Origin of the sequence: Enterobacter sp. JMULE2 (genome assembly GCF_013337145.1) — a bacterium.
GTDB classification, from domain to species: Bacteria; Pseudomonadota; Gammaproteobacteria; order Enterobacterales; family Enterobacteriaceae; genus Enterobacter; species Enterobacter mori.
In genome coordinates this window covers 358827-378255 of sequence record NZ_SGWD01000016.1, presented here as the reverse complement: position 1 = coordinate 378255, position 19429 = coordinate 358827, and the positions used below count along the sequence as shown (strand labels likewise).

Annotated in this window: 16 protein-coding genes, 5 tRNA genes and 1 pseudogene; 16 read left to right on the top strand and 6 right to left on the bottom strand. The window is 56.0% G+C overall.

Annotated features, from left to right (window positions below; translation table 11 throughout):
- Nucleotides 1-7 precede the first annotated feature (7 nt).
- From EXW94_RS21855 to EXW94_RS21780, 16 genes and pseudogenes are all read left to right on the top strand, one after another.
- Complete coding sequence (locus tag EXW94_RS21855; protein ID WP_108416416.1) at nt 8-886, top strand: metal ABC transporter substrate-binding protein; 879 nt, start codon at nt 8-10, stop codon at nt 884-886.
- Between the two features lie 129 nt (nt 887-1015).
- The gene (gene pncC / locus EXW94_RS21850) at nt 1016-1513 is read left to right on the top strand and encodes a nicotinamide-nucleotide amidase (RefSeq protein WP_042713547.1); all 498 of its coding nucleotides are present in this window, start codon (nt 1016-1018) and stop codon (nt 1511-1513) included.
- An 89-nt stretch (nt 1514-1602) separates the two neighbouring features.
- A complete protein-coding gene (gene recA / locus EXW94_RS21845; protein ID WP_028014189.1) occupies nt 1603-2661 on the top strand; it encodes a recombinase RecA in 1059 nt (352 codons plus the stop codon).
- A gap of 70 nt (nt 2662-2731) precedes the next feature.
- Nucleotides 2732-3232: a recombination regulator RecX gene (gene recX / locus EXW94_RS21840; protein WP_174340990.1), complete on the top strand. Its 501-nt coding sequence runs from the start codon at nt 2732-2734 to the stop codon at nt 3230-3232.
- 131 nt (nt 3233-3363) lie between these two features.
- Nucleotides 3364-5992, top strand: a pseudogene (alaS, locus tag EXW94_RS21835) (alanine--tRNA ligase).
- Between the two features lie 241 nt (nt 5993-6233).
- A complete protein-coding gene (gene csrA / locus EXW94_RS21830) occupies nt 6234-6419 on the top strand; it encodes a carbon storage regulator CsrA (protein WP_000906486.1) in 186 nt (61 codons plus the stop codon).
- A gap of 342 nt (nt 6420-6761) precedes the next feature.
- A tRNA-Ser gene (locus EXW94_RS21825) sits at nt 6762-6854 on the top strand.
- 4 nt (nt 6855-6858) lie between these two features.
- Nucleotides 6859-6935: transfer RNA gene (locus EXW94_RS21820), tRNA-Arg, on the top strand.
- Nucleotides 6936-6999: 64 nt separating this feature from the next.
- Nucleotides 7000-7076 (top strand) — tRNA-Arg (locus EXW94_RS21815).
- Nucleotides 7077-7105: 29 nt separating this feature from the next.
- Nucleotides 7106-7182, top strand: a tRNA-Arg gene (locus EXW94_RS21810).
- A 28-nt stretch (nt 7183-7210) separates the two neighbouring features.
- Nucleotides 7211-7287 (top strand) — tRNA-Arg (locus EXW94_RS21805).
- A 126-nt stretch (nt 7288-7413) separates the two neighbouring features.
- Nucleotides 7414-7980 (top strand): fructose-1-phosphate/6-phosphogluconate phosphatase, encoded by a 567-nt coding sequence (gene yqaB, locus EXW94_RS21800; RefSeq protein WP_120159325.1) that lies wholly within the window; start codon nt 7414-7416, stop codon nt 7978-7980.
- Nucleotides 7977-8405, top strand: coding sequence for a YqaA family protein (locus tag EXW94_RS21795; protein WP_008499541.1), 429 nt, complete (start codon nt 7977-7979; stop codon nt 8403-8405). Before yqaB ends, EXW94_RS21795 begins: the two co-directional genes overlap by 4 nt.
- Before the next feature lie 83 nt (nt 8406-8488).
- Nucleotides 8489-10033, top strand: coding sequence for a glutamate--cysteine ligase (gene gshA, locus EXW94_RS21790; protein WP_042716438.1), 1545 nt, complete (start codon nt 8489-8491; stop codon nt 10031-10033).
- A 154-nt stretch (nt 10034-10187) separates the two neighbouring features.
- A complete protein-coding gene (luxS, locus tag EXW94_RS21785) occupies nt 10188-10703 on the top strand; it encodes an S-ribosylhomocysteine lyase (protein ID WP_010434381.1) in 516 nt (171 codons plus the stop codon).
- A 54-nt stretch (nt 10704-10757) separates the two neighbouring features.
- The gene (locus EXW94_RS21780; protein ID WP_174340989.1) at nt 10758-11522 is read left to right on the top strand and encodes a helix-turn-helix domain-containing protein; all 765 of its coding nucleotides are present in this window, start codon (nt 10758-10760) and stop codon (nt 11520-11522) included.
- Here EXW94_RS21780 and leuA read toward each other — a convergent pair.
- From leuA to proX, 6 genes are all read right to left on the bottom strand, one after another.
- Nucleotides 11509-13164, bottom strand: coding sequence for a 2-isopropylmalate synthase (leuA, locus tag EXW94_RS21775; RefSeq protein WP_174340988.1), 1656 nt, complete (start codon nt 13162-13164; stop codon nt 11509-11511). The genes EXW94_RS21780 and leuA overlap by 14 nt on opposite strands.
- Nucleotides 13165-13348: 184 nt before the next feature.
- The gene (gene emrB / locus EXW94_RS21770) at nt 13349-14893 is read right to left on the bottom strand and encodes a multidrug efflux MFS transporter permease subunit EmrB (protein WP_174340987.1); all 1545 of its coding nucleotides are present in this window, start codon (nt 14891-14893) and stop codon (nt 13349-13351) included.
- A 16-nt stretch (nt 14894-14909) separates the two neighbouring features.
- Nucleotides 14910-16082 carry a multidrug efflux MFS transporter periplasmic adaptor subunit EmrA gene (gene emrA, locus EXW94_RS21765; RefSeq protein WP_042714077.1) on the bottom strand — a complete coding sequence of 391 codons (1173 nt, stop codon included), beginning with the start codon at nt 16080-16082 and terminating at the stop codon, nt 14910-14912.
- 128 nt (nt 16083-16210) lie between these two features.
- Nucleotides 16211-16741: a transcriptional repressor MprA gene (gene mprA, locus EXW94_RS21760; RefSeq protein ID WP_089601288.1), complete on the bottom strand. Its 531-nt coding sequence runs from the start codon at nt 16739-16741 to the stop codon at nt 16211-16213.
- A 314-nt stretch (nt 16742-17055) separates the two neighbouring features.
- Nucleotides 17056-18240 carry an MFS transporter gene (locus EXW94_RS21755; RefSeq protein WP_089601290.1) on the bottom strand — a complete coding sequence of 395 codons (1185 nt, stop codon included), beginning with the start codon at nt 18238-18240 and terminating at the stop codon, nt 17056-17058.
- Nucleotides 18241-18431: 191 nt separating this feature from the next.
- Nucleotides 18432-19427: a glycine betaine/L-proline ABC transporter substrate-binding protein ProX gene (gene proX, locus EXW94_RS21750; protein ID WP_174340986.1), complete on the bottom strand. Its 996-nt coding sequence runs from the start codon at nt 19425-19427 to the stop codon at nt 18432-18434.
- Nucleotides 19428-19429: the final 2 nt, after the last annotated feature.

Below are 19429 nucleotides of genomic sequence, written 5' to 3'. Positions count from 1 at the left end.
GGAAATGATGAAACGTACAGGGTTAGCTGTGGCGCTCGCGCTGGGGATGATGTCGCACGGTGTGATGGCGAAAACGCTCAACGTGGTGACCAGTTTTTCAATATTGGGTGACATGACTCAGGAAGTGGGAGGAGACCACGTGAAAGTGACGACGCTGGTAGGGCCGGACGGCGACCCGCATACCTTCGAACCGTCACCGAAAGACAGCGCGGCGCTGAATAAAGCCGATGTGGTGGTGGTCAACGGCCTGGGGCTGGAGGGCTGGCTCGACCGGCTGGTGAAGGCCTCAGGGTTTAAAGGCCAACTGGTGGTGGCGTCGACCGGGGTGAAAACCCACACGCTTGAGGAAGAGGGAAAAACCGTGACCGATCCGCACGCGTGGAATAGCGCGGCGAACGGGGCGCTGTATGCACAAAATATTCTGGACGGGCTGGTGAAAGCTGACCCGGAAGATAAAGCTGCGCTGGAAGCTTCCGGAAAACCCTATATCGCACAGCTTAACCAGCTGGATAGCTGGACCAAAACGCGTTTTAGCGCGATCCCGAAGGATAAGCGCAAGGTGCTGACCAGCCATGATGCGTTCGGCTATTTCAGTCGCGCCTACGGCGTAACGTTTATGGCCCCGCAGGGGCTGTCGTCAGAGAGCGAGGCCAGTGCGGCGCAGGTGGCTGAGATCATTAATCAGATTAAAGCCGACGGCGTAAAAACCTGGTTTATGGAAAACCAGCTTGACCCGCGACTGGTGAAACAGATTGCCAGCGCTACGGGGGCGCAGCCGGGCGGCGAACTCTACCCGGAAGCGCTGTCGTCAAAAGGCGGCGTAGCAGACACCTACGTTAAGGCGTTTCGTCACAATGTCGATACGATTGCGAACAGCATGAAATAACATGCCCAGAGCCGGTGCGCCTGCATCGGCTTTTTTCTGAAGCCCCCTCGTAAAACCGCAAGCTCATCCCCATATCCAACGAGAAAGTGCTATCTTGTGCAGCACGTTTTTCCGAAGCCTGGAGCGAGAATGACTGACCATGAATTGATGCAGCTTAGCGAAGTGGTAGGGTTGGCGCTGAAACAGCGTGGTGCGACCCTCACAACGGCAGAGTCCTGTACTGGCGGTTGGGTTGCCAAAGTGATTACCGACATTGCCGGGAGTTCCGCCTGGTTTGAACGCGGTTTTGTGACCTACAGTAACGAAGCTAAAGCACAGATGATTGGCGTGCGTGAATCGACGCTCGAACAGCATGGCGCGGTGAGCGAACCGGTGGTGATTGAGATGGCCATTGGCGCGCTGAAAGAGGCGCGGGCAGATTACGCGATTTCCATTAGCGGCATTGCGGGCCCGGACGGCGGCAGCGACGTGAAGCCTGTCGGCACCGTCTGGTTTGGGTTTGCCACCGCCAAAGGCGAGGGGATCACCCGCCGGGAGTGCTTCAGCGGCGACCGCGAAAGCGTACGTCGCCAGGCAACGGAATACGCATTGAAAACGCTCTGGCAACAATTTCTACAAAATACTTGATACTGTATGACCATACAGTATAATTGCACCAACAGAACAGAAATCCACGGTGAAGCGCAGTCGCTTCTCCCGGCATGACAGGAGTAATAATGGCTATCGACGAGAACAAACAGAAAGCGTTGGCGGCAGCACTGGGCCAGATCGAAAAGCAATTCGGTAAAGGCTCCATCATGCGCCTGGGTGAAGACCGTTCCATGGACGTGGAAACTATCTCCACCGGTTCGCTTTCTCTGGATATCGCACTGGGCGCTGGCGGTTTGCCAATGGGCCGTATCGTAGAAATCTACGGACCGGAATCCTCGGGTAAAACCACCCTGACCCTGCAGGTTGTTGCAGCGGCGCAGCGCGAAGGTAAAACCTGTGCGTTTATCGATGCTGAGCACGCGCTGGACCCTGTCTATGCCCGTAAACTGGGTGTTGATATCGACAACCTGCTGTGTTCCCAGCCGGATACCGGCGAGCAGGCCCTTGAAATTTGTGACGCGCTGGCGCGTTCTGGTGCGGTTGACGTGATCATCGTCGACTCCGTTGCGGCACTGACGCCAAAAGCGGAAATCGAAGGTGAAATCGGTGACTCTCACATGGGCCTTGCGGCACGTATGATGAGCCAGGCGATGCGTAAGCTGGCCGGTAACCTGAAGCAGTCCAACACGCTGCTGATCTTCATCAACCAGATCCGTATGAAAATTGGTGTGATGTTCGGTAACCCGGAAACCACTACCGGTGGTAACGCCCTGAAATTCTACGCGTCTGTCCGTCTTGATATCCGCCGTATCGGCGCGGTGAAAGAGGGCGAGAACGTGGTCGGTAGCGAAACCCGCGTGAAGGTTGTGAAGAACAAAATCGCCGCGCCGTTTAAACAGGCTGAGTTCCAGATCCTCTACGGCGAAGGCATTAACTTCCTCGGCGAGCTGGTTGACCTGGGCGTGAAAGAGAAGCTGATTGAAAAAGCGGGCGCCTGGTACAGCTACAACGGCGACAAGATTGGTCAGGGTAAAGCGAATGCTATCTCCTGGCTGAAAGAGAACCCGGCTGCAGCGAAAGAGATTGAGAAGAAGGTGCGTGAGCTTCTGCTGAATAACCAGGACTCCAAACCTGATTTCGTGGTGGATGCTGCGGATGCTGAAGAAACCAACGAAGACTTTTAAGTCTCTCGTGTAAAGATGAAGGGCTGCTGATGCGGCCCTTTTTGCATTTCTGAATCTGCAGGTTTTTTTTATGAGTGAATCCACATCACGTCGACCCGCGTATGCACGCTTACTGGACCGTGCGGTGCGCATCCTTGCCGTGCGTGACCACAGCGAACAAGAGCTACGGCGAAAACTGTCTGCACCCGTGATGAGCAAAAACGGACCGGAAGAAATCGATGCCACAGCAGAAGATTACGACCGCGTGATCGCCTGGTGCTATGAGCATCACTATCTTGACGACGAGCGCTTTGCTTCCCGCTTTCTTGCCAGCCGTGGCCGCAAAGGATACGGGCCCGCGCGCATTCGGCAGGAGCTGAACCAGAAAGGGGTTGCCCGTGAATCGATTGAAAAAGCGATGCGCGAATGCGATACCGACTGGTGCGAATTGGCAAAAGAACAGGCGATTCGGAAATACGGCGAACCGCTGCCGCGTGAATTTTCAGAAAAAGTCAAAATCCAACGCTTTTTGCTCTACCGCGGCTTTCTGATGGAAGATATTCAGGATATCTGGCGTAATTTTGCCGATTGAACGCATGCGGGATTTTACTTCCCACCCAAGAAAACTTATCTTATTCCCACTTTTTCCAGTAGCTGGTCTGTCCAACGGTTTACCGATACAGACCTGCTGCGACATTTCGTTAGCTTGATTTCAGGATAATTATGAGCAAGAGCACCGCTGAGATCCGTCAGGCGTTTCTCGACTTTTTCCATAGTAAGGGACACCAGGTTGTTGCCAGCAGCTCCCTGGTACCGAACAATGATCCGACTCTGCTGTTTACCAACGCCGGGATGAACCAGTTCAAGGATGTTTTCCTTGGTCTCGACAAGCGTAATTATTCCCGCGCCACAACCTCACAGCGTTGCGTGCGTGCGGGCGGTAAACACAACGACCTGGAAAACGTCGGTTACACCGCGCGTCACCATACTTTCTTCGAAATGCTGGGTAACTTCAGCTTCGGCGACTACTTCAAACACGATGCTATCCAGTACGCATGGGAACTGCTGACCGGTGAAAACTGGTTCAACCTGCCGAAAGAGCGTCTGTGGGTTACCGTTTATGAAACCGATGACGAAGCGTTCGAAATCTGGGAAAAAGAAGTCGGTATCCCACGCGAACGTATTATTCGCATCGGCGATAATAAAGGCGCACCTTATGCGTCTGACAACTTCTGGCAGATGGGTGATACCGGTCCTTGCGGTCCGTGCACCGAGATCTTCTACGATCACGGCGACCACATCTGGGGCGGCCCCTCCGGGAAGCGCTGAAGAAGATGGCGACCGCTACATTGAGATCTGGAACATCGTCTTCATGCAGTTCAACCGTCAGGCTGACGGTACCATGGAGCCGCTGCCGAAGCCGTCCGTTGATACCGGTATGGGTCTGGAACGTATTGCCGCAGTGCTGCAGCACGTTAACTCCAACTATGACATCGACCTGTTCAGCACGCTGATCAAGTCCGTCGCAGAAGTGACCGGTGCGACCGACCTCAGCAACAAATCGCTGCGCGTTATCGCAGACCACATTCGTTCCTGCGCGTTCCTGATTGCCGATGGCGTTATCCCGTCGAATGAAAACCGTGGCTACGTGCTGCGTCGTATCATTCGTCGTGCCATCCGTCACGGCAACATGCTGGGCGCGAAGGACACCTTCTTCTATAAACTCGTTGAGCCACTGATTGGCGTGATGGGTGCTGCCGGTGATGAGCTGAAACGCCAGCAGGCGCAGGTCGAACAGGTACTGAAAACCGAAGAAGAGCAGTTTGCGCGTACGCTTGAGCGCGGTCTGGCGCTGCTGGACGAAGAGCTGGCGAAGCTTAAAGGCGATACGCTGGATGGCGAAACCGCTTTCCGCCTGTACGACACCTACGGCTTCCCGGTTGACCTGACGGCAGACGTCTGCCGCGAGCGCAACATCAAAGTTGACGAAGCGGGCTTCGAAGCCGCGATGGAAGAACAGCGTCGTCGTGCGCGTGAATCCAGCGGTTTCGGCGCAGACTATAACGCGATGATCCGCGTTGATGGTGCGTCCGAATTCAAAGGCTATGAAGCACTGGAACTGACCGGCAAAGTGACCGCCCTGTTTGTTGACGGTAAAGCCGTGGACAGCATCAGCGCGGGTCAGGATGCGGTTGTCATTCTGGACAAAACGCCGTTCTACGCGGAATCCGGCGGCCAGGTTGGCGATAAGGGCGAACTGAAAGGCAACGGCTTTAGCTTCAGCGTCAGCGACACCCAGAAATACGGTCAGGCGATTGGTCACCAGGGCAAACTGGTTTCCGGTTCTCTGAAAGTGGGCGAGGGCGTACAGGCTAACGTTGATGAAGCACGCCGCGCGCGCATTCGTCTGAACCACTCTGCAACCCACCTGATGCACGCTGCCCTGCGCGACGTGCTGGGCACCCACGTTGCACAGAAAGGTTCTCTGGTTAACGACAAAGTGCTGCGTTTCGACTTCTCGCATTTTGAAGCGATGAAACCGTCTGAAATCCGCGCAGTGGAAGATCTGGTGAACGCGCAGATCCGTCGTAACCTGCCAATCGAGACCCACATCATGGAGCTCGAGGACGCGAAGAAAAAAGGTGCGATGGCGCTGTTTGGCGAGAAATATGACGACCGCGTTCGCGTGCTGAGCATGGGCGACTTCTCTACCGAGCTGTGTGGCGGTACGCACGCATCGCGCACCGGCGACATCGGCCTGTTCCGCATTGTTTCCGAATCAGGTACGGCGGCAGGTGTGCGTCGTATTGAAGCGGTGACCGGTGAAGGCGCAATCGCCAGCCTGCATGCGCAGAGCGATCAGCTGCACGACATCGCGCAGCTACTGAAAGGCGATAGCCAGAACCTGGGCGAGAAAGTTCGTGTTGCGCTGGATCGCACGCGTCAGCTGGAAAAAGAGCTGCAGCAGCTGAAAGAGCAGGCTGCGGCGCAGGAGAGTGCAAACCTCTCCAGCAAGGCTGTAGACATTAAGGGCGTCAAACTGCTGGTCAGCGATCTGGCTGGCGTTGAGCCTAAGATGCTGCGCACTATGGTCGACGATCTCAAGAACCAGCTTGGTTCTACCGTTATCGTGCTGGCGACAGTGGCAGAAGGTAAGGTTTCTCTGATTGCGGGCGTCTCTAAGGATGTGACCGACCGCGTCAAAGCAGGGGAACTGATTGGTATGGTCGCCCAGCAGGTGGGTGGCAAAGGTGGCGGTCGTCCGGACATGGCGCAAGCCGGTGGTACGGATGCGGCGGCACTTCCTGCGGCATTGGCCAGCGTTGAAAGCTGGGTAAGCGCGAAACTGTAATAACTACAAAGCACAAGCAGACGCCATAGCGGTAACGTTATGGCGTCTTGTTCACTGCGCTATCGATAACGATAAAGTCAGGTTGAGTTTGTGTATATCGGCTAAACTTACGTTTAACAGAATGTGATGCCGTGACTGCTTACACTTTACGTGTTTGTCATCGCTTACTTTTTGGCGTTATATGATGGATAATGCCGGGATACAAGAGACCCGACTCTTTTAATCTTTCAAGGAGCAAAGAATGCTGATTCTGACTCGTCGAGTTGGTGAGACCCTCATGATTGGGGATGAGGTCACCGTGACAGTTTTAGGGGTAAAGGGTAACCAGGTACGTATTGGTGTTAACGCTCCTAAAGAAGTATCTGTCCACCGTGAAGAGATCTACCAGCGTATCCAGGCTGAAAAATCCCAGCAGTCCAGTTACTGATATTGTCGCGTCTCGCTGTCGGGCGAGACGCAACCCTCCTGCCATTTTTCCTGCATAAAGTTACCGTTCTATTTCAATCGCTCTGTTTTTAACCACTCCCTCACTCTTATCTCGTCCTGACTGCGTGTTTCTCACAAGAGTTTTCTGTGAAGATGTCTGCAAAATCCGCTTATAAAACACCCTCTTTGCGGCTTTTACATGCGAATTGCGTGCGATTTGTGCAAACGATAAAAGGTTGTGGAAAATTGTTTGACTTATAAGTCCCAGAAAGTAATATATGCGCCACGCAGCGACGAGAAGCTCTTAACGAGTTACTCGAAGCACTCGAAAGAGGCGTTGTGTGGTGAGGTGGCCGAGAGGCTGAAGGCGCTCCCCTGCTAAGGGAGTATGCGGTCAAAAGCTGCATCCGGGGTTCGAATCCCCGCCTCACCGCCATTTTGCATCCGTAGCTCAGCTGGATAGAGTACTCGGCTACGAACCGAGCGGTCGGAGGTTCGAATCCTCCCGGATGCACCATCTATTACTTCATATTGCTTTAGAAGTGATATGAATATCGAGCAGTACAGTAGTAAATCCCGATGCATCCGTAGCTCAGCTGGATAGAGTACTCGGCTACGAACCGAGCGGTCGGAGGTTCGAATCCTCCCGGATGCACCATTTACTATTTCTGAAAGCAGTTCCCTGATGCATCCGTAGCTCAGCTGGATAGAGTACTCGGCTACGAACCGAGCGGTCGGAGGTTCGAATCCTCCCGGATGCACCATTTACTGTTTCTAAAGCATTTCCCTGATGCATCCGTAGCTCAGCTGGATAGAGTACTCGGCTACGAACCGAGCGGTCGGAGGTTCGAATCCTCCCGGATGCACCATCTCTTCTTTTGATCCCCTTCGATGTTTAGTTCTTAATCACTCTCATTGTTATCACTTCGCAATCAGCGACAAAAATCCCCTTTTACGATAAAGTAATGCTTTGTTAATCGGTTAGCGAGAGCACGATGTACGCACAGTATGACGGTTTGATCTTCGACATGGACGGCACTCTCCTGGATACCGAACCTACGCATCGTAAAGCCTGGACTGACGTTCTGGGCCGCTACGGTATGCGTTTCGACCTTCAGGCGATGATTGCCCTCAACGGATCCCCCACCTGGCGTATTGCGCAGGCCGTGATTGAACTGAATCAGGCCGATCTCGACCCGCACCTGCTCGCACGTGAAAAAACCGATGCGGTAAAAGCCATGCTTTTAGATACCGTACGCCCTCTGCCGCTGATTGACGTGGTAAAAGAGTGGCACGGGCGTCGTCCGATGTCGGTAGGAACGGGTAGCGAAAGTGCGATTGCTGAGGCATTACTCAACCATCTTGGCCTTCGCCACTATTTTTCTGCCGTGGTTGCCGCCGATCATGTTAAACATCACAAGCCCGCACCGGACACCTTCCTGCTCTGCGCAGAGTTAATGGGCGTCCCGGCGGCAAAATGCGTTGTGTTTGAAGATGCCGATTTCGGTATCCAGGCCGCGCGTGATGCCGGAATGGACGCGGTGGATGTGCGCTTACTGTGAGTGACGCGCTGTCACTCGCCTCATTATTTGCCAGCAGTTTTTTAAGCGCCACGCTGTTACCGGGAAATTCGGAAGTGGTACTGGTGGCGATGCTGTTGTCCGGCGTGAGTCAGCCCTGGTTGCTCGTATTAATAGCAACAATGGGTAATAGCCTTGGGGGGCTGACTAACGTTATTCTTGGGCGTTTCTTTCCGCTGCGCGAAAAGTCGCGCTGGCAGGAAAAGGCAGTCGGCTGGCTAAAACGCTATGGCGCTGCCACGCTGTTATTAAGCTGGATGCCTGTAATAGGCGATTTACTGTGTCTGCTGGCGGGATGGATGCGCATCTCCTGGGGACCGGTGCTCTTTTTTTTGTGCCTTGGCAAGGCGTTGCGCTATGTTCTCGTGGCGTGGGCAACACTACAGGGTATGACGTGGTGGCACTAATTGGTGGAATGAATACGCGACCTTCAATCGTCAACCATTACAATTATGCTGAGTAACATTACTTTGACAGGCGGGAGGTCAATTTGATCCCGGACGTATCTCAGGCGCTGGCCTGGCTGGAAAACCACCCTCAGGCTCTGAAGGGTATTCAGCGTGGTCTTGAGCGTGAAACGCTGCGCGTTAACGCGGACGGTAGCTTAGCGACGACGGGTCACCCGAAGGCGTTAGGCTCGGCGCTGACACATAAATGGATCACAACCGATTTTGCTGAGGCGCTGCTGGAATTCATCACGCCGGTGGAAGGTGATGTTGATCATATGCTTTCCATTTTGCGTGACATTCATCGCTTTACTGCCCGTAACATGGGCGATGAGCGCATGTGGCCGCTCAGCATGCCGTGCTATATCGAGCAGGGGCAGGAGATTGAGCTGGCACAATACGGCACGTCCAATATCGGTCAACTGAAGACGCTTTATCGCGAAGGGTTGAAAAACCGCTACGGCGCGTTGATGCAGACGATTTCAGGCGTGCATTACAACTTCTCACTGCCAATGGCGTTCTGGCAGGCAAAATGCGGCGAAACCGATAAAGACGCGATCTCAGCGGGCTACTTCCGCCTGATCCGCAACTACTATCGTTTTGGCTGGATCATTCCGTATCTGTTTGGTGCTTCTCCGGCGATCTGTTCTTCCTTCCTGCAGGGAAAACCGACCACGCTGCCGTTCGAGAAAACCGAGTGCGGGATGTATTACCTGCCCTATGCGACCTCTCTGCGCCTGAGCGACCTTGGCTATACCAATAAATCGCAAAGCAATCTCGGTATTACGTTTAACGATTTGCACGAGTATGTGGCAGGATTGAAGCGGGCGATCAAAACCCCGTCCGAAGAGTACGAGAAAATCGGCCTCGAAAAAGACGGCAAGCGCCTGCAAATCAACAGTAACGTGCTGCAGATTGAAAACGAGCTGTATGCACCGATTCGTCCGAAACGCGTTACCCGCAGTGGTGAAACGCCGTCGGACGCGCTGCAGCGCGGCGGGATTGAATACATTGAAGTACGCTCGCTGGATATCAACCCGTTCTCGCCGATTGGCGTGGACGAGCAGCAGGTTCGCTTCCTCGATCTGTTTATGGTCTGGTGCGTGCTGGCGGATGCGCCGGAAATGAGTTCAGACGAACTGCTTTGTACCCGCACCAACTGGAATCGCGTGATTCTGGAAGGGCGCAAGCCTGGCCTGACGTTAGGCATCGGCTGTGAAACGGCACAGTTCCCGCTCGCTAAGGTGGGTAAAGATCTGTTCCACGACCTGAAGCGCGTGGCCCAGACGATGGACAGCGTATACGGCGGTGAAGCGTATCAGGCCGTTTGCGACCAGCTGGTTGAAAGCTTTGATAATCCTGAACTGACGTTCTCAGCACGCATTCTGCGTTCTATGATTGATCAGGGCATTGGCGGCACGGGGCGTTCACTCTCAGCGGAGTACCGTGAGATGCTGATGCAGGAGCCGTTAGAAGTGCTGAGCGAAGCGGATTTTGTGGCGGAACGCGATGCGTCCGTTGTGCGTCAGAAAGAGGTCGAGGCGGCGGATACCGAGTCGTTTGAGGCGTTTCTGGCGAAGCAGGCTTGAGCTGAAAAAGAAAAAGGCCACATCGCTGTGGCCAAAATATACATCTCTGAATTCAGGGATGATGATAACAAATGCGCGTCTTTCATATACTCAGACGCGCATTCTGTAGAAGAGTTCAGTTTATTTTAAAAAAAATCACTATCGGAGGTGACGTATGCCGTTATTAGATAGCTTTACTGTCGACCATACCCGTATGGAAGCACCTGCAGTCCGCGTGGCGAAGACCATGCACACCCCGCACGGCGACACGATCACCGTTTTCGATCTGCGTTTCTGCGTGCCAAATAAAGAAGTGATGCCAGAGAAAGGCATTCACACGCTGGAGCACCTGTTCGCAGGTTTTATGCGCGACCACCTGAACGGCAACGGCGTTGAGATCATCGATATCTCTCCGATGGGCTGCCGTACCGGTTTCTACATGAGCCTGATTGGTGTGCCTGACGAGACGCGCGTTGCAGATGCGTGGAAAGCGGCGATGGAAGACGTGCTGAAGGTGAAAGAGCAGAACCAGATCCCTGAGCTGAACGTTTACCAGTGCGGGACTTACCAGATGCACTCTCTGGAAGAAGCGCAGGAAATCGCACGCCACATCATTGAACGTGACGTTCGCGTGAACAGCAACGACGAGCTGGCCCTGCCAAAAGAAAAACTGCAGGAACTGCACATCTAGTGCACCTTTTCCCTCTCCCTCAGGGAGAGGGTAGGGTGAGGGTGGTTTAACCCCATGACCACAACCGCAACATTCTCCTTTACCCATCGCCCCCTCGTTCCGTTTGCCCATGATTACGTTCACGGCGACAGCGAGCCGTGGCACCAGCACGACTGCGCTCAGCTGTTGCACAGCCTGACTGGCGTGGTGCGGGTCGATACCGCATCCGGCTGCTGGGTGGTGCCGCCCGGTCGCGGCGTCTGGCTCCCTGCCGGGACACAGCACTCTCTTCGAATCACCGGTAATGTCGCAGCCCGCACGCTGTTTATCGATCCGCTGGCGCGCGCCGATCTCCCGGCCACCTGCCAGATCGTGCAGATCACGCCGCTGTTGCGCGAGCTGATCCTTGTCTCCCTTGCTTTACCTGAATCGTACTCACCCGGAAGTCGGGATGAACGTGTCTATGAGCTGATCCTCGATGAAATCCGCATGATGCCGGCATTGCCGTTTTATCTGCCGGAGCCAGAAAGTGAGGCATTACGCCATCTGTGTCTGCAAATCCGGCAAAACGCGGGGGAAAGCTGGAGCGGCGCGCAGGCCGCGAGCATGGCAGGGATGAGCGAGCGTACCCTGAACCGCCATTTTCAGCAGCAGACGGGATTAAGCTACGGTGAGTGGGTGAGAAGGGCGCGCCTGCTGGAAGCCTTAGTGCGGCTGGCGCAGGGCCAGCCGGTGCTGCGTGTGGCGCTGGATCTGGGTTACGGCAGTCACAGCGCCTTTACGGCGATGTTTCGCCGGGTGATGGGAACTTCACCCAGCGATTACTTTAAGAACGACTGACGGCGTTGAACAGCGCCTGAAGCGACGCGCGCGCCACGTCGCTGTCAATGCCCACGCCCCAGCGGCTGCTGCCGTCCTGGAACAGGCATCGGATGTAGGCCACCGAGCGGCTGTCGCTGCGTTCGCCTAACGTATGCTCGTGGTAATCCTTAATCACGAACGGGGCGTTGACCCAGCGGCTTAAGCCCTGAGCGGCGGCAGAAAGCAGACCGTTACCCTGACCCTCAAGCTGGCGCGTTCCTCCCTGCGTGGCGACGCTGGCCGTTAAGTGCAGCTGGCCGTCCTGCTGGCTGTCGCTGCGGTAGGATTGCAGCGCATACTGCGGTGTCGCTATCAGGCCGTAGCGGGTGCGGAACAGCTGCCACAGCGCATTTTGCGTCATCTCTTTTCCGTGGCGATCGGTTTCCTGCTGCACGTGCTGGCTGAAATCCTGCTGCAGGGCGCGGGGTAATTTCAGGCCATGGTTCTGTTCGATAAGCCACGCGCTGCCGCTTTTGCCCGACTGGCTGTTCACGCGGATCACCGCTTCATAGGTACAGCCGATATCCTGCGGATCGACGGGCAGATAGGGCATCTCCCAGCGCTCGCCAGGCTGACGGGCATCAAAGCCTTTTTTGATCGCGTCCTGGTGCGAGCCGGAGAAGGCGGTATAGGCCAGCCGCCCCGCCCACGGATGGCGCGGATGCACAGGCAGCTGGTTACAGGCTTCCACCACTTCCACTACGCGGTTCATGTCGCTAAAGTCCAGATTCGGACTAACGCCCTGGCTGTAGAGATTCATCGCCAGCGTCACCAGGCAGACGTTGCCCGTGCGCTCGCCGTTGCCAAACAGGCAGCCCTCCACGCGGTCTGCGCCTGCCATCATGGCCAGCTCCGCGCTGGCGACGCCTGTGCCGCGGTCGTTATGCGGATGCACGCTGATGCAGACATCGCGGCGGCGGCTGAAGTGGCGGCAGAAATACTCGATCTGATCGGCGTAGACGTTCGGGGTGCTCACTTCGACGGTTGCGGGTAAATTAATCACCATTGGCCGCGCATCGCACGGCTGCCAGATCTCCGCCACCGCTTCACAAATCTCCAGCGCAAACGCCGGCTCGGTAAAGCAGAAAGTTTCCGGGGAATACTCATACTGCCAGCGGGTATCCGGGTTCTCTTCACACAGCTGACGAATAAGGCGCGTGGCGCGCGTTGCCAGCTCGACGACTTGCGCTTTCTCCATGCCGAACACCAGGCGGCGGAACAGCGGGGCGGTGGCGTTATACAGATGGACGGTGGCCTGTTTCGCACCGCGCAGGGATTCAACGGTGCGACGGATGAGATCTTCCCGCGCCTGGGTTAACACCTGAATCGTGACGTCATCCGGAATGCGCTTTTCTTCAATCAGCTGGCGCACAAAGTTAAAGTCGGTCTGGGAGGCGGATGGGAAGGCCACCTCAATCTCTTTGAATCCGCAGCCCAGCAGCAGGTTCCAGAACTGCAGCTTGCGTGCGCTGTCCATCGGCTCGGCAAGCGCCTGGTTGCCGTCGCGTAAGTCGGTTGAGAGCCAGCGCGGCGCGCGGGTGATGCGCTGCTCCGGCCAGCGGCGGTCGGGCAGGGAAAGCGTGGGATAAGGTTGGTACTTGTCGGCGGGTGTGTTCAGCATGATGCGCTCCTGTTGTCTTTTCACTATCGTGAATCGATTTCAGGCGCGCTGCTTTATCGAAACTGACAATCGCTGTTGCGTACTGGACGCGGTCCGGTTTTTTGCCGGATGGCGGCTACGCCTTATCCGGCCTACGTTCGTAGGCCCTGTAAGCGTAGCGCCACCGGGCAACCGTTGCACAGGACTAGTGCGCACCGCCGCCGCTACCGGCACCAAACGGGGGTTTAGCAAACCACACCAGCCCCAGCAGGACGATAAAGATCCCCGCTGATATCCAGAAAATCTCGTTTGCGGAGATAATCAGCCCCTGGTTGGTGATCTGCTGAGCAATCCAGCCGGACGCCTGTTGCTCCGTCATCCCCATTCCCTCCAGCTGGCTATACATCTGCTGCGCATTCGGATTGAACGGGTTAACCGCTTCGGTCAACTGCGCATGGTGCAATGATTCCCGGTTGGTCCACAGCGTCGTGGTGATCGACGTCCCGATGGAGCCCGCCAGCGTTCGGGTAAAGTTCGACAGGCTCGATGCCGCCGCCATGCGCTCAGGCGGTAAGCCGGAAAGCGTAATGGTGGTCAGTGGCATAAAGAAGCACGCCACGGCAAAGCCCTGAATAAACTGCGGCCACGCGGACGCGCCAAAGTCCATTCCCGGTTCGAACGTATACGCGCGCCAGTAGAAGCAGACGGCGTACATGATGAAGCTGAACGTCACCAGCCTGCGCATGTCGAGCTTATGGGCGAAACGACCAATAATCGGCGACAGCAGAACCGGTATTAACCCCACAGGCGCAGAGGCCAGCCCCGCCCAGGTCGCGGTATAGCCATATACCTCCTGCAATAGCTGCGGCAGCAGAACGATCGCGCCAAAGTAGAGCATATAGGCGAGGCTGATACACAGACAGCCGATGGTGAAGTTTCGCGACTTAAACAGCGACAGGTCGACTATCGGGTTGTCGTCCGTCAGTTCCCACACAATCAGGAAGCTGATAGCGACCACGGCAACGACCGTGAGGACGATGATTTCCGACGAGGCAAACCAGTCCAGCTCTTTACCCCGGTCGAGCATGATCTGCAGGCTACCAATGCCGACGACCAGCAGCGCCAGCCCCACGCCATCAATTCGCCGCTGCTCGGTACGCGTTTCGCGACCGCGCAGAGACTGCAGGGTCATCAACACGACCAGCGCACCAATCGGTACGTTGATAAAGAAGATCCAGCCCCAGTGGTAGTTATCGCTGATGTAGCCACCGAGAATCGGTCCGCAAATCGGCGCGACAATTACGGTCATTGACCACAGTGCCAGCGCAATGGAGCGTTTGGCGGGCGGGTAGTTGTTCAGCAATAAACTCTGCGACAGCGGAATCAACGGCCCGGCCACAATCCCCTGAATGACGCGGAAGAAAATCAGCATCGTCAGGCTGTTGGACATGCCGCACGCCCAGGAGGCGAGAACGAACAATACCGTTGACCACAGGAACAGTTTCACTTCACCGACGCGCTTCGCCAGCCAGCCGGTGATCGGAATGGAGATGGCGTTTGCCACCCCGAACGAGGTAATGACCCAGGTTCCCTGGCTCAGCGATGAGCCAAGGTTCCCGGCGATAGTCGGGATCGCCACGTTTGCGATGGTGGAGTCCAGCACCTGCATGAATGTCGCCAGAGACAGCGCAATGGTCATAATGACCAGCTGCGCGCCTTCCAGCGGTTTTTGCGGCTTTTGCTGTTGCATAACGCTCACCTTCGGATTAACCGGCGTTTGCCTTCACGATGTCATCGATCAGCTTGTTGACCGGATCGAGGCTAATTTCACGGGCGTTACTTTCATAAGCCGGGCTGCTGCGCACCTGGCTTGCGAGGATCTGACCGTCGCGGTTGGCGGTGTCGACCGTCACCAGCGTGGAAAGACCGATACGCAGCGGGTGATCCGCCAGCTGTTTGGCATCCAGCTCAATACGCACCGGCAGACGCTGAACCACTTTGATCCAGTTACCGGTGGCGTTCTGCGCAGGCAGCAGGGAGAAGGCGCTGCCGGTCCCCATGTCCAGACCGACCACTTTACCGGTGTACTTCACGTCATCGCCGTAGATGTCGCTGATAACGGTCGCGGTCTGGCCGATACGCATATGCGCAAGCTGCGTCTCTTTGAAGTTCGCATCCACCCACAGATTGTTCGCGGGAACGACCGCCATCAGTGGCGTCGTGGTGCCAATCTGCGCGCCTGGCTGCACGGAACGACGGGAGACGTAGCCGGTCATCGGGCTGACGATTTTGGTACGCTGCAGGGCAAGCCATGCGTTACGCACTTCGGTCGCCGCCTGCTTAACGGCTGGCTGGTTTTCCAGACTGGTGCCCAGCACCATCGCCTGGTTGGCGTTGTACTGTTGGATCGCCACGTCCAGCTGAGCCTGCGCGCTGGCAACGGCGTCGCGGGCGTGCTGCAGCTCTTCACGGCCAATCAGGTTGGCGGTGCCGAGAGGAACACGACGATTGAGGTCGCTCTGCGCCTGCGCCAGTGCGGTTTTCTGCACGTCGATGCTGGCCTGAAGCTGTTTGCTGTTGATCATCAGCTGGCGAGTTTGACGGACGCTGGAGGCCAGCTCTGTCTGTGCTTTTTCGAATGCCTGTTGGGCGTCGGTCGGATCGAGCGTGACCAGCACATCCCCTTTTTGCACAAAGTCGGTATTGTCAGCCCAGACTTTCGTCACGCTGCCCGACACCTGCGCCATAATTTGAACCTGGTTCCCTGCCACGTATGCATCGTCAGTCTCTTCAGCATGACGCAATACTAAAAACCAATAGATCCCATATGCCACGGCAATAATAATAAAGAGCAAGGTCAGCAGAAGAAGGGCGCTCTTACGTTTGCCTTTCTTGTTGGCCGGTTGCTGCGGGTTGGTATTCTCCGCATTTGCGCTCATTGTTGTTCTCCACGATCTTCTTATTTTCACATCGGCTGAGCCGACCTGTTGTCAGAAAGGCCAGCAGTTTGACGTGCTGGCCTGTCAGTTTTCTTTTTTAAATCAGGATATTCGAGCGTGTCGTCGCGTTAGCGCAGCGCCTCAAGGATGGCGCCGTCTTCATCCATCTGGTCCAGACGGGTGAGCAGCTTGCGAGTGATGTGCTCAAGCTGGTCGCGCTCGGCGGTGCTGAGGACAGACCAGAGTTTGTGCAGGCAATTGTGCTGAGGTGGCAGCACCTCACGCAGGAATTCGTGACCTTTATCGGTCAGTTGCAGATGCAGACAGCGGCGGTCGTTGTCGCTTTCACGGCGCTCAATCCAGCCGCGTTTTTCCAGCTCATCAGCGATACGGGTCGCATTGGTGCGGGATGAACCCAGCGCGCAGCTCAGCTCAGACGGCTGAATGCTGTGGTTTTCCTGAGACTGCAGCGTAATTAACGCCATAAACAACGTCTCGTTAATCCCTTGAGCTTTCAGCATTTTATTACGGTTTTCCAGCAACTTACCCTGCATGTGCATGCACAGGCGAGTCAGCAGGATTTCCTGATAAGGGAAGTCCTCATGACGACTGGCGCGGAATTTAAGCATTTGTTCAATGGGCGTAAACGAACTATCCATTTTGGGCATAACCTCATTAATTACAGCCGATATAGTAACGACAGTGACAAATAATGTAAATGAATTATTTGTGCGGTTATATCCGCCAAACGTATGTCACCATCAGAAAGCGCCGGGTAAGTCCGTGACCCGGTGAGCACAGAAAGCGTAGGGTATGAACCCGTTGAAGAGGGGATGTGAGGATGGGGATCTGAGCTATTCATGCGTATACTAAATATGTCACCCACATTAAAATTTCTGGAATAAATAATTGCGTTAACATTAACAGATGCAGGCCCCCTTTACACCCCAGGAGGCCTAAAGCAGTGTAAATCTTAGTGAATTGCCTCCTGGCGGTGATAGCCGCGCCACCAGACCAGCAGATTCAGCACCGCCATGATGGCGCCGATGGCGCACACGCCTGTCCAGCCCGCATGTTGCCATGCGGAAGCAGAAATCAACGAACCTGCAGCACCACCGATAAAGTAGCTGGTCATGTACCCAGCCGTGAGGCGGTTTCGCGCTTCTGGCTTCACGCGGTAAATGACGGTCTGGTTGGTGATATGCACGCCCTGAACGGTCAGGTCGAGCACCAGAATACCGACGATCAGCGCCAGCACGGAGACGTGCCCATACCAGATAGCCGCCCAGGAGAGCAGAAGTAAAACCAGCCCGGCAGTCGTGGTCATGTGCGACTTGCCTTTGTCAGCCAGCCCACCCGCCGGTCGTGCGCCCAGCGCGCCCGCCGCACCGGCCAGACCAAACAGACCAATCACCCCTTCGGAATAGTTAAACGGCGGTGCGGCCAACAGAAAGGCCATCGACGTCCAGAGAATGCTGAAGTTGGCGAAGGTGAAACACCCCAGCAGAGCGCGGGTGCGCAGCAGTTTATCCTGCGTGAACAGGCTGAACACGGAGGCCAGAAGCTGAGGGTAGTTAAGATGGTTCTCTTGCTTAACTTTCGGCAGCCCGCGCCACAGCGCCAGTGCCATCACTACCATCAGCACGCTCGCCACCCAGTAAACGGTGCGCCAGCCGCCGAGGCTAGCCAGCAGCCCGGCGACGGTTCGCGCCAGTAAAATCCCCAGCAGCAGGCCGCTCATGATGGTGCCTACCACTTTGCCGCGCTTTTCCGGTGAAGCGAGCGTTGCCGCCAGCGGCACCAGAATTTGCGCCACCACGGAAAACAGCCCCGTCAGGGCGGTACCGATAATCATCATCGTCAGCGACTGGCTGCTGGCGGTGATCAACATCCCACCGGCCGCCAGCAGGGTCATGGAGACGATCAGCATTCGGCGTTCAAACATATCGCCGAGCGGCACCAGGAACAGCAGCCCGGCGGCATAGCCAAGCTGGGCGGCGGTGACGATAAAGCCTGCGGAGCTGGCAGAGAGATTGAACGCGCGTGCGATGGTGTCGAGAAGAGGTTGCGCGTAGTAGTTGCTGGCGACTGCCAGACCCGTTGCCACGGACATTAAAAGGATGAGTGCGGGGCTAAGCCCCTGAGTTGTTTTTGTCATTAGTTTCAGGAATCGTTAGTTGAGTGATTATATTTCCGGAAACCATAATAACCAATGATGGTGAATGTTGGGGGATTGTTGGGTGATGTATTGTGCGTTTTAGGTGAATGGTGCGGTCTGGTGCCCTCACCCTAACCCTCTCCCACGGGGAGAGGGAACGTTAACAGAGGGCCGGGGTGAGGGAAAATGTTTTACTTCTGCGCGTCAAGCGCCTCTTTCACCCAGCCGTCGAACTGCTGCTGGTGGGCTTTGAGCCAACCGTCCACGTGGCCTTTCACATCCGCTTCTGACGATTTACCCGCATGCATCATGGCGTTCTGGGCATTGATGTCTGCCAGCGGCAGCTTCATCACCGAGAACAGCTTCGCCGCCGCCGGGTTTTTCTCTGCCCAGGCTTTGTTGGCGACGATATGCATGGTGTTCACCGGGAAGCCGTAGTTCATGCCGTTCGGCAGTTTGGTGTCGATATCTTTCTGCTCGCCCGGCAGGGAGGAGAACGGCACCTGCAGCCACACCACGTCTTTACCCGGCTTCAGCACGTCGCTCACCCAGTACGGCGTCCAGGTGTAGTAGATCACCGGTTTACCCTCTTTGAAGCGGGCAATGGTGTCGGCCATCATCGCGGAGTAGTTGCCGTGGCTCACGTCGACGGTTTTCGCCAGATCGAAGGCTTTGTTCTGGTGGTTAATCACCGCTTCACAGCCCCAGCCCGGCGAGCAGCCCATCATGTCGGCCTTGCCGTCACCGTTGGTGTCGAACAGTTTGGCGATCTTCGGATCTTTCAGCTGTTCAATATTGGTGATGTGGTACTGATCGGCGGTTTTCTTGTCGATCAGATACCCCTGCGCTGCGCCCGTCACGAAGGTACCGTCGCGATAGAATTTCTTGTCGCCACCGGCGGCGGCATACATGTCGTCGTGCAGCGGCTGCCAGTTCACCGCGGTAAAGGTGGCGTCACCGGAGGCAATCGAGGTGTAGCCCACGTTGTAATCCACTTCACTCGGCGTGTTGACCGTGTAGCCCAGCTTCTCCAGCGCGCGGCTGACGATCTGCGTCTGGAAGCTCTCTTCCGAAATGGTGCTCTGCACCGGCTGTACGGTAATGCCTTTACCAGGCAGCTCAGCCGCAAACGTGCTGGTGGAGACAAGAGTGGCTAACGCTGTGGCAAAAAGGACGTTATGTCGCATCG